The sequence below is a fragment of the Aquimarina rhabdastrellae genome (assembly GCA_947387485.1).
Lineage (GTDB): Bacteria > Bacteroidota > Bacteroidia > Flavobacteriales > Flavobacteriaceae > Aquimarina.
Genome location: CANDNT010000001.1, coordinates 773059 through 784057, shown reverse-complemented (window position 1 = coordinate 784057; position 10999 = coordinate 773059). Strand labels below are relative to the sequence as shown.

General features: G+C 31.9%; 9 protein-coding genes. 7 read left to right on the top strand and 2 right to left on the bottom strand.

Features of this window, described 5'->3' with window-relative positions:
- The first annotated feature begins 25 nt into the window (after positions 1-25).
- Entirely contained in the window at positions 26-655 is a 630-nt protein-coding gene (locus ACYEKI_RS03375) for a LysE family translocator (protein WP_459209749.1), read from the top strand.
- A gap of 25 nt (positions 656-680) precedes the next feature.
- Here the strand turns inward: ACYEKI_RS03375 and ACYEKI_RS03370 are convergent, their stop codons facing one another.
- Entirely contained in the window at positions 681-1211 is a 531-nt protein-coding gene (locus ACYEKI_RS03370) for a toxin-antitoxin system YwqK family antitoxin (RefSeq protein ID WP_459209748.1), read from the bottom strand.
- A 666-nt stretch (positions 1212-1877) separates the two neighbouring features.
- Between ACYEKI_RS03370 and ACYEKI_RS03365 the strand changes: the two genes are divergently transcribed.
- The 6 genes from ACYEKI_RS03365 to ACYEKI_RS03340 all read left to right on the top strand — a co-directional run bounded on the left by ACYEKI_RS03365 (position 1878) and on the right by ACYEKI_RS03340 (position 8740).
- On the top strand, positions 1878-3884 hold the full coding sequence (locus ACYEKI_RS03365) for a T9SS type A sorting domain-containing protein (protein WP_459209747.1): 2007 nt from the start codon (positions 1878-1880) through the stop codon (positions 3882-3884).
- A 175-nt stretch (positions 3885-4059) separates the two neighbouring features.
- Positions 4060-5196 (top strand): DUF2891 domain-containing protein, encoded by a 1137-nt coding sequence (locus ACYEKI_RS03360; protein ID WP_459209746.1) that lies wholly within the window; start codon positions 4060-4062, stop codon positions 5194-5196.
- A 3-nt stretch (positions 5197-5199) separates the two neighbouring features.
- A complete protein-coding gene (locus ACYEKI_RS03355; RefSeq protein WP_459209745.1) occupies positions 5200-6420 on the top strand; it encodes an Nramp family divalent metal transporter in 1221 nt (406 codons plus the stop codon).
- Positions 6414-7154 carry a 5-oxoprolinase subunit PxpA gene (gene pxpA, locus ACYEKI_RS03350; protein ID WP_459209744.1) on the top strand — a complete coding sequence of 247 codons (741 nt, stop codon included), beginning with the start codon at positions 6414-6416 and terminating at the stop codon, positions 7152-7154. The genes ACYEKI_RS03355 and pxpA overlap by 7 nt, the downstream gene beginning before the upstream one ends.
- Before the next feature lie 10 nt (positions 7155-7164).
- Entirely contained in the window at positions 7165-7899 is a 735-nt protein-coding gene (gene pxpB, locus ACYEKI_RS03345; protein ID WP_459209743.1) for a 5-oxoprolinase subunit PxpB, read from the top strand.
- Positions 7886-8740 carry a 5-oxoprolinase subunit C family protein gene (locus ACYEKI_RS03340; protein WP_459209742.1) on the top strand — a complete coding sequence of 285 codons (855 nt, stop codon included), beginning with the start codon at positions 7886-7888 and terminating at the stop codon, positions 8738-8740. Before pxpB ends, ACYEKI_RS03340 begins: the two co-directional genes overlap by 14 nt.
- A 4-nt stretch (positions 8741-8744) precedes the next feature.
- On the opposite strand, the gene ACYEKI_RS03335 is transcribed toward ACYEKI_RS03340, so the two are convergent.
- Positions 8745-10898: a TonB-dependent receptor gene (locus ACYEKI_RS03335; RefSeq protein ID WP_459209741.1), complete on the bottom strand. Its 2154-nt coding sequence runs from the start codon at positions 10896-10898 to the stop codon at positions 8745-8747.
- Between the last annotated feature and the right edge of the window lie 101 nt (positions 10899-10999).

The following is a 10999-nucleotide window of genomic DNA, read 5'->3' as shown; positions in this document are numbered from 1 at the left end:
AATCTATATTTGCAAAAAAAATGATATGGAAGCAATCACTAGCATAGGACTTTTTGCAGCAACAGCTGTATTATTTATTATGACTCCAGGAATAGACACAGTTTTTGTATTAAATAAATCTATAAGTCAAGGTAAAAAAGCAGGGATTTTTGCAACATTAGGAATTAATGGTGGAATCATGGTGCATACCATACTAGCCGCTATGGGATTTTCGATGTTAGTGGCAAAATCAGCTACTGCGTTTATGATTATTAAATATATAGGAGCCGCCTATCTTGTATATTTAGGAGTGATGAAGTTAATTAGTAAAGAAAAATTAGACTTAACCACTACAATAGAAGAAGAAAAAAGCAATACAAAACATTTCTTTTCAGGTTTAATTACAAATGTGTTAAACCCTAAAGTAGCACTGTTCTTTTTGTCATTTTTTCCTCAATTTATCAAACCAGAAGCAATGCAAGAAGCTACACCATTTATCATTTTAGGAATGACATATACTTTGATAGGTATCATATGGTTTGTTGTATTAACATATGTTTCTCAGGCTTTTTCAAGTAAAATGAAAACCAACGAGAAATTTAATAATTGGTTAAATAAAATATCAGGAGCTGTATATATCCTTATGGGAATAAAAGTAGCCTTGACCAAGAAATAATAGAATATGAACATTAGCAGTATAATTAATCTATGCTGCTAATGTAATTTTGAATTGTATTTGTATTGACTACAGTATAATGTGAAGTGATTTTTTGTTCCACATCATTATTAAATTCAACAGTTTGAGCTTTGATACCAGTACGATCATAGATATTCCATTCTCCTTGTCTTTTCCCCTTGACAAATTCTCCTACTACATTAAGTTGCCCGTTGGTATAATAAGATTTCCAGATACCGTGCTCTTTTCCTTCACTATAACGTTCAATTAACACTACACGACCATCTTTTGAATAAGAAGTACATACCCCATGAGGTTTACCGTTTTTAAAGAACCCTTTTTTACGTATTTCACCATTGTTATAAAATAGAGTCCAAGCACCATGTAATTTACCATCAATTAAGGTTCCTTCTTCTTTGAGAGTACCATTAGTATAATAAACTTTTAATTCCTTTTCCATTAATGGAGTTGATGTATTAATAACCAAAGGAAGGTGTTGAGCAAAAGAATAAAACCCAATAAGGAATGAAAGTAATAGTGTAGTTATTTTTTTCATAATGACAGTGTTAGTTAGTAGACCAAAGTGTTAGAAAACAACAATACAAATGTCTATAACATAGCGTCAGAAAAGTAGACCAGATTACGTGAAATGCAATACCCTGCAAACTGGGGGGTATCAAATAATTTAGTGTACAAATAGTATAAAAACGAAGAAGTTTTCCCTTAATATAATCCCTTATCTTAATACTATATCCCTTAAAATGTTTCCCAACAATTCTATATCAATATATTAAAAAATAACAAGAATTAAAAATGTAACCTGTTGTAATTCAGTTTGTAAATGTATTGTTGTACATGGGTGACTGTGTGCGGACGTAAAAATATAGGTCAGAAAGAAACATAGCAATTAAGATAATCCATTTAGAAATCAGAAAAGGAGATTCAGCAATTAGCACATAAAAATAGCAGGAGATCAAAACTATATTTGTCTGTGTAAACGCTAGACATAATTACAAATAAGCAGTAATGCTTTTCGCTATTTGATTTAAGGAATAGTGATAACAATCCCCATTTTTAAAATTGAAGAAAAGATAACAATTGTTAACCCAAATATAGGGCTGATCATCCTATGTATTACAGTGAAATGTCTATCAATCACTAAAAATAATAGACCGCGGTTACCGAAAAGCGTATGAGTAAGTGCTAATAATCAATAAAAATCATGAAAACTTTTAAAACAAAACTAACCAACTTTTTAATGATAGTATGTTTACTATGTATACAAAGTATAATAGCTCAAGGCAATACAACTTGCGAAAATTTTAATAACAATAATGTAGGGAATTGGCAAACTTCTGCAGCATCGATTAGTGTAAGTTTGACGGCTCCTAGAGCAGATGGATCAAGATATCTTAGAGGTGCTGATGGAGCAAGTAGTTCTGGATCGTGGATTTATAATACATCTTATAATAGTTCAAGTATATCGGGATGCAAAGCAAAAATTTGTTACGATTATAAAGTATTTAATGATGGAGATTCAAGTGGATCACATACTATGACTCCTACATTGAGGATTTATAGAGGAACTGTAACAAGCCAAACAGCAGCAGCTGTTTTTGTAGCAAACAATGCTCAAATTACAGAAAACAGTGAATGGGTTAATATTTGTGTACCATTAGAACCTGCAAATGGAAGTACGTTACCAAGTAATAATCAGGGATACTGGGTGATAAGTGGAGGAGGAACAGCTGCAGATTGGAATAACCTATTAAACAATTTTGATGGGATAGCATTTGGAACAGATGTGGCAGGTCAGCCTTCTCAAACAGAGAGAATAGGTTTTGATAATTTTTGTGTTACAAATACGGCAGATACGCCAGTAGCAGCATTTCATTTTCAAGATCAAAATGGTACAGTAAAAAATACGTTTGATTGTAATGATACTGTATTTTTAAATGGAACTGCATCTCAAAATGAAGCGAATCACTTTATTGATATATGGAGAAGACCAATAGGAAGTACTGGATCTTTTCAATGGCAATCTACATTAGGATGGACTAGTGGACAAGCAGGACTTGTTAATTTAACGAGTTTATTTAATGGTCAAAATTACACTATAGCAGGTGGATATGAATATGAAGTGAAATTAGCTGTGGGTAATGAATGTAATGGATGGGTTCCAACAACAAGACGTTTTATTATGGAAGAAAGTGAAATCTCTTCAGATTTTTCTATCCAACGTTATTGTGCAGAAGATGGTACTATTACAGTAGTTGTAACTGCAACAGATCCTAATCCTGCACAATGGTGGAGACTATTTGAAACTAATACAGCAGGAACAACTTCAGATGCTAATACAATAGGAGGAGTATCACCTATACAAGGAGGAACAACTGTAACCTATACAGGATTAAGTAGATCAAAAAACTATTATGTGAAACACGGAGTATGGAACAATTGTACTTCATGGAAAGAAACACGTAAAGCACTGCCTAATACGATAGGATGGAATAATTATACTACGAATTTTGCTATAGCAGCAAGTAATGACTTTAGCGGTAATGTAACAGTAAATGTTCAAGCAGCTAATAATCCAGTATTTGTGAATCATTGGTGGGGAGTATTCTATGATGGAACTAATACTCAAGTAGCAGGAAATGGAATTCAATGTTGTACTTCAGATACAGCTACTTTTAATAATAACCTTCAAATTAATACATGGTACTATATCAAGCATGGAATCTGGAATGAGTGTACTGGATGGGGAGAAAAGCGTATTGCATTTAGAATACAACTACAAGGAAGATCTAGAGGAGAATACTATGTAGAAACTAAAGAAATCCCATTTAGACCTACTAGAGCATATTTAGAAGAAATGAACAGAAGAATAGCGACTGGAGAAATAGCAGAAATAGGAGCCGTTTTAGAAGAATCTCCTATAGGTGAAGAAACTATTTTTAGTCCAAAAACTATAGATGAAACAAAAGTAAGTGTTCTTCCTAATCCTGTTCAAGCTCAGTCAAGAGTAATAGTAACAACTATTGATGTAAAGACTGTTGCAAAAGTTGAATTAGTGAGTTTATCTGGAGAGAGAAAAGAAATGAAAGCTATAGAAAATAAAAATGGAATAGAAGTACAATTAGATGGAGTAAAACAAAAGGGGGTGAATTTTATTCAGATTCAATTGTCAAATGGAGAAAAAATAACTAAAAGAGTTATTGTGAAATAACCTGATATAGTTTTTGTAAGTGAGGAAAGGGATGCTATTTAGTATCCCTTTTTTAGTTTAAAGAATTGTTAAAAAATAGATGTTTTAATAACGTATTGTAAAATAATAAGGAGAGAATACTATAAAAACTATATAAAAAGAATACATTTAATGCATAAATTTAAATGCAAACTACATGAACCGAATTGTATTACTCATGCTATTCTGTGTTTCTATAGCCTGTACACAAACTAAAGAAACCCCTGAAACTTCAATATCCAGTTCAACGCCTAAAGCAATGCCTCTAAAAAACGTAGAAAAAGCTGCTAAAAAATTGACTTTGGCAGAAGCAAATAAACTAGCAGAGCTACCTTTGGCTTGTATGCAAACTGAATATCCTAATAAATTAAATCAAGTAATAGGAGAGAAAGAAGATTTAGGAGAACCTAGTCAATTGCATCCTGCTTTTTATGGCTGTTTTGACTGGCATTCTGCAGTACATGGACATTGGTCATTAGTAAAGCTATTAAAAGAGTTCAAAGGTTTAGCAAAAGAAGAAGAAATTAGAAAAAAACTTCAAGAAAATATAACCAAAGAAAACATACTAGCAGAAGTAACTTATTTTAAAGGAAAACATAACACTTCTTATGAGCGTACTTATGGATGGGCATGGTTACTCAAATTAGCAGAAGAATTACATACTTGGAATGATCCTTTGGCCAAAGAATTAGAAACTAATCTACAACCACTTACAGATCTAATTGTAACTAGATATTTAGAGTTTTTACCTAAGTTAAATTACCCAATACGAGTAGGAGAACATACCAATACTGCTTTTGGACTTTCTTTTGCTTGGGATTATGCTATAACGATAAAAAATGAAGCATTAAAAGAAGCTATAACAAAAAAAGCTTTGGCATTTTATAATAGTGATGCCAATTGTCCTATAGGTTGGGAACCTAGTGGATATGACTTTTTATCACCGTGTTTAGAAGAAATTGATTTAATGAGAAGAGTATTAAATAAAGATGCCTTTAAAGTTTGGATAACACAATTTATGCCGCAGCTAGAAAATGCAGATTTTGATATAGAAGTAGGAAAAGTTTCTGATCGTACCGATGGAAAATTAGTGCATCTAGATGGGCTAAACTTTAGTAGAGCATGGGTATTATACGGACTAGCAAATCAATATCCAGAATATCAACATTTAATGGCTATAGCAAATAAACACATAGTATATTCATTACCAAACTTGGTAGGAGATAGTTATGAAGGAGGACACTGGTTAGGAAGTTTTGCTATCTATGCTTTAGATCAAGGATCAAAAGAATAACCTATGAAAAATTGGTTAAAAAATATTGGTCCAGGAACCTTGGTTACAGCAGCTTTTATTGGTCCAGGAACAGTAACAGTATGTACTTTGGCAGGAGTGCAATTTGGATATGAATTATTATGGGCACTGGGCTTATCTATTATAGCATGTATTGTATTACAAGAAATGTCTGCACGCTTAGGTATAGTAACACAACAAGGACTTAGTGAAGTGCTAAAAACACAATTTAAAAATCCTATAATAAAAGGGTTTTTAATAGTGGTTATACTCTCTGCAATTTTTATTGGAAATGCAGCTTATGAAGCAGGTAATATAAGTGGAGGTGTATTAGGGTTGGCAACAGTTTTTGGAGATCCTGTAATATATCTGGGAGCCATTAAGATTAATTATATGAGTATCCTTATTGGTAGTATTGCTTTTATCGTATTATATATAGGAAACTATAAGATATTAGAACGTAGTTTGATCGTGTTAGTACTATTTATGAGCATATCCTTTATCGTTACCGCAATTGTAACAAAGCCAGATTTAGGAGCTTTATTTAAAGGATTTGTACCTGATTTTTCTTCAGAGAAATTATTGATGATTATCGGATTGATAGGTACAACTGTAGTGCCATATAATTTGTTTTTACATGCATCTGTTGTTAGCGAAAAATGGAAGAAACCAGAAGATTTACCCGTAGCTAGAAAAGATACTCAAATAGCTATTATTTTAGGAGGATTAGTATCTATGGCTATTATCATAGCAGGGGCAGCAATTCAAAATGTAGAAGTGAATAATGCTGCAGATTTAGCAAAAAGTTTAGCACCTGTTTTTGGAAAAGGAGCAAAATATGTACTCTCTTTAGGATTATTTGCAGCAGGAATTACATCGGCTATTACAGCACCATTAGCAGCAGCATATGTAGTAAAAGGATGTTTAAATTGGGAGGGAGGATTAAAGACTTTTCGGTTTAGATCGGTATGGATTTTTATACTAGTTTTAGGAGTTGTGTTTTCTTCTTTAGGGATAAAATCTATAGAGATTATTAGGTTTGCTCAAATAGCCAATGGATTGTTATTACCTATTATAGCAGGCTTCCTATTATGGGTTATGAATAAGAAGAATATTTTGGGTGAATACACAAATTCTTGGAAACAAAATTTTGTAGGAATTTGTATTGTGATTATTGCAATATTTTTGGGTTGTAGAAGTATATGGAAGGTGATAGAAACATGGTAAAAAAATATGCTATAGTACTTAATGCAGATGTAGGAGAAGAAGCAGGTTTTGATAAAGAAATTATGCCGTGTATTTCGTGGTGCAATATAGCTTGTGGTATGCATGCTGGAAATGATGACGAAATAAAAAAAACGATAGCGTTAGCTCACCAACATGGTGTAAAAATAGGAGCACACCCTTCGTATCCTGATCGAGAAAATTTTGGTAGGATATCTATGAATATTTTAAAAGAACAATTAGTTGATACGTTGACTATGCAAATCCAAAATTTTCAAAAAATAGCAAAAGAGTTTGGTGTGAAAATGCATCATATTAAACCTCATGGAGCATTATACAATGATGCGGTTAATAATCATGAAATAGCAGAAGTGATTTTGAGCGTTGTAGAAAATGTCGATAAAAGTTCAATTTTGATAGTACCTCCAAAATCAATAATAGCAGATTTGGCTATAGATAGAGTAGAAGTGAAATATGAGACTTTTGCAGATAGAAATTATAATAATGATTTGACATTAGTCTCGCGAAAACTATATAATGCAGTATTAAAAAATCCTGAAGATGTATATACACATGTACATAGAATGATTACCGAAAATAAAATAAAAACGAATAAAGGAACATTGTTGAAAGTACCTATTGATACGATATGTGTACATGGAGATAATCCCGAAGCTGTGGCTATTTTAAAATATGTCACTACCAAATTAGAATCTGAAAATATCATTATCGAATAAAAATTAAATTATGTTTGACTTAAATTATTCGAGATATGGAGCGTATAGTATTCTGATAGAATGGCCTCAAGAAATTAACGAAAATATTCTTTATGATATCATAAGATTCAAAAAAAGAATAAAACAAGAAAGCCTTAAAGAAAAACTTCAGGTAATTAATGGATATAACTCATTATTAATTTTTTATGATTTAGATATAGAGAATTTCTATGATAAGGTTGATCTCTTGAAAAATATATACTATACATTAACTGATGACATCAAATATAATCGAAAAGTTTGGCAAATTCCAGTTTGCTATTCAGAAAAAGTAGTCGAAGATTTATCGACTTATGCTAAACAAAAAAAGTTAGACATTACTGAAATTATAGCGCTCCACACCGCTTCAAAATATACGATGTACTTCACTGGTTTTTTACCAGGGTTTTTATATTTAGGAGGATTAGACGAAAAACTTTTTATTGATAGAAAAGAAATTCCGTCTTTAAAAATAAAACCAGGAACAGTTGCTATAGGAGGAAAACAAACAGGTATATATCCAATAGAAAGTCCAGGTGGTTGGTATGGAATAGGACGAACACCATTACGTTTTTTTGATGTACAATTAGAAAAACCAACATTTATCGAAGCTGGAGATCAAATTCAATTTTATAGTGTAGATGAAAAAGAATATAACGCCATAAGTGCTGATGTAGAATTAAGAAAATATAAACCTGAATACAAAATAATTGATGGGAGAAGTTGAGGTTCTAAATGATGTAAAATTGGCTACAATACAGGATAAAGGAAGAGATGGTTTTAGACATTTAGGAGTTCCTGTGAGTGGTGTGATGGACCAAAAATCGTTTGATTTAGGTAATGCTTTATTGGGTAATAACGCTAATGCTGCTGTTATAGAATGGAGTATAAAAGGGCCAGCTTTATTATTTAAAAAAGCAACGTTTATTGCACTTACTGGAGCAAAAACAAAAGCTTTTTTGAATGGAAATGAGATCTCATTTAATAAGAAGATTTTTGTTCCAGAACAAAGCAAACTGAAACTAAATTTTACTACAAAAAATGTCTATAGTTATATCGCTATTAAAGGAGGTTTTTTGACACCAATTGTACTTGGTAGTAGAAGTTTTTATAAAGGAATTACTACAGATTTTTTTGTAGGAAAAAATGATAGGCTACCTTATAAGGAAATAGGTTGTCAAGAACCAAATTTCACATCAATCCGAGTTCCAGAAATAACAAATGAACCCCTTTTAGATTGTCATGCTGGACCCGAATTTAAGAGACTTTCAACAACAGAAAAAGAACAATTATTAACACAATATTTTACGATCTCGATAACGAGAAGTCGAATGGGTATTCAGCTAGAAGAAATACTTCCAAATACGTTATCAGAAATGATTACGTCTCCAGTTTTACCTGGTACAATTCAGCTTACTTCTGGAGGCAAATTAATTGTACTAATGAGAGATTGTCAAACTACGGGGGGATATCCCAGAGTATTAATTTTAACTGACGAGGCGATAAATACGATTGCTCAAATTCCATCAAAAAAAAGATTCAGATTTAGAATGGTTGATTTAGACTAGGGTATTATAGATTATCTAACTGATTATCTTTTTTATTATCGCTAATTGTCCAAAAGAATCCAACGATAAAAAAGCGATCCGCAGCGGGCTCTATAGCACGCCTATTAAATACTCCTTGGGTGTTAGGAGAGTTTGCATATTGATAGTTGAAAATATTCTTTGTACCTAAGACATTTGAAACAGAAACGTATACTATTTTTTGTTGACTTATTAAATATGCCCAATTTAAATTTAAAGAATGATAAGCCTTAGTTTTTGCACCTTGAAAAGCGGTTGTATTAGGATTTGTATAAGGCCTACCAGAAGCTATATTATAACTAAAACCTAATAAGGATTTCCAATCACTGACAAAATATTTTCCTACAAAAGAAGCGTTGTGTTTTGATGCAAAATTAGGTGTGGCTTTTTGAGGATAGTTTCGATAATTACGTTGTGTATCTAGATAAGAGTAACTAGCCCAATATTCAAAGTTTTTAAAAGTTTTATTATCTCTCCAATATAAGTCTAATCCTGTAGCATAACCTTCTCCAGTATTATTGTATAGACTATTAAATTCAGGTTGTTCGGTATTATATTTAATAAGATTATTATAATCTTTATAATAGATTTCTGCCCTAAAAGTTCTGCGATCTTTTTGATATAAATAATTAAGAATATAATGCGTTGCTTTTTCTGATGAAAGCGCAGTGTCATATTTTAAAACTTGACTGTTAGGAGTTTGATAAAAATCACCGTAAGCTAAGGATAGCTGAGATTTTGGAGCAATTTTATATGCTAATGCTAATCTAGGGCTAAGATGTGTTTCTTCTAATAAGTAATTATGTGTTGCACGTAGACCTGTTTGTAAGGCTAAATCTTTACTGAAGAATATGTTAGCTTCAGCGAAAGCTGCAGAACTATTATTTTGATAATCGGTTTTAAAAACGTCAAAAGAAGGATCTGTAGCAATTTCATGAAACGAATTAATAAAATGTTCTGCTCCTAGAGAGAATTTAAAACGATTACTGAATCTCTTTTTTAGTTTTACTTTGAGATGAGCATCATGTACTTGATCTTTTACATCAGTCTCTACGATTTCTATAGAAGAATCATCATTTGCATAACTAGCTCCAGCATGAATTTGCCAATCATGAGAAAGATCACCTTGATAAGAAGAATTGATATAAAGATTACGGTTTTTTAAGCCAAAATAAATGCCTTCAGGTACATTTATATCTTCTTGATTTAGTTTAAAATTAGAATAACTCAATCCTCCATAGACTTTTAGCGTACCTTTATTAAAATGATAGCGATAAACACTTTCGCCAGAAAGAGATTCATAAGGCTTGATCCAATCTACACGTTGATGTACAATATTTTGGTATGGCTTTAAATTAAGATAAAAACTATTAATACTTAATGAACTTTTATTCCATTTTTTGGTATGACCTGCACCTAATCCTACATTAATAAATTGTAAATCAGTTTTCTCTTCAGGCTCGTGTATCGTATTCAATAATAAAACACTAGACAATGCATTTCCATATTCAGCGGCATAACCACCTGTAGAGAAATTCATTCCTCTAAATAAAAAAGAAGAAAAGCGACCTCGAGTAGGTAAGTTATTAGCAGTAGGAGAAAACGGTTGAAAAACACGTAGATTGTCAATATAGATATTAGTTTCATTAGCATCACCACCTCTCACGAATAAACGACCATCTTCGCCTACAGTAGAAGTTCCAGGCAATGTTTGAAAAGCAGCGATAAAATCACCAGCAGCTCCTGCAGTAGTAACAATATCCAAAGGTTTTAATACAGAGGCTTTACTATTATCTCCAGCAGCAAAAGAACCTGCTGTTAAAATAACACTATCTAAGGCATTAACATCATCTTTTAAACGAATGTTTAAATCTTTCATTTTTGAAACATCTAGAGTAAGTGTATAGGTTTCAAAAGAGAGGAAAGAAATGACTAAGCTTTGAACGTTTTCGCTAGAAGTAGTAAAAGAAAAAGCGCCTTTGTCATCTGTTGAACCTCCATCATAAGTACCTTCAATATAAACATTAGCTCCTGCAATAGGATTATTTTTAGTATCTGTTACTATACCGTTAACTGTGGTTTGTGCTATGGATAGTATTGAAGTTAAAATGAAGATAAGAAAGAGATATAAAGTTTTCATTAAAATAGATTTTGTTTGATTTCTGAAACAAAAGTCCATTTTGAATAAAAAAAAGGGAATTATAAATAACCGAACTGTAAGAATAGAAGGTTCAATTGTGA

Bases quoted from the DNA above. Each gene is read 5' to 3' on its own strand.
- ACYEKI_RS03375 (WP_459209749.1), top strand. From the start codon at position 26: ATGGAAGCAATCACTAGCATAGGACTTTTTGCAGCAACAGCTGTATTA.
- ACYEKI_RS03370 (WP_459209748.1), bottom strand. From the start codon at position 1,211: ATGAAAAAAATAACTACACTATTACTTTCATTCCTTATTGGGTTTTAT.
- ACYEKI_RS03365 (WP_459209747.1), top strand. From the start codon at position 1,878: ATGAAAACTTTTAAAACAAAACTAACCAACTTTTTAATGATAGTATGT.
- ACYEKI_RS03360 (WP_459209746.1), top strand. From the start codon at position 4,060: ATGAACCGAATTGTATTACTCATGCTATTCTGTGTTTCTATAGCCTGT.
- ACYEKI_RS03355 (WP_459209745.1), top strand. From the start codon at position 5,200: ATGAAAAATTGGTTAAAAAATATTGGTCCAGGAACCTTGGTTACAGCA.
- pxpA (WP_459209744.1), top strand. From the start codon at position 6,414: ATGGTAAAAAAATATGCTATAGTACTTAATGCAGATGTAGGAGAAGAA.
- pxpB (WP_459209743.1), top strand. From the start codon at position 7,165: ATGTTTGACTTAAATTATTCGAGATATGGAGCGTATAGTATTCTGATA.
- ACYEKI_RS03340 (WP_459209742.1), top strand. From the start codon at position 7,886: ATGGGAGAAGTTGAGGTTCTAAATGATGTAAAATTGGCTACAATACAG.
- ACYEKI_RS03335 (WP_459209741.1), bottom strand. From the start codon at position 10,898: ATGAAAACTTTATATCTCTTTCTTATCTTCATTTTAACTTCAATACTA.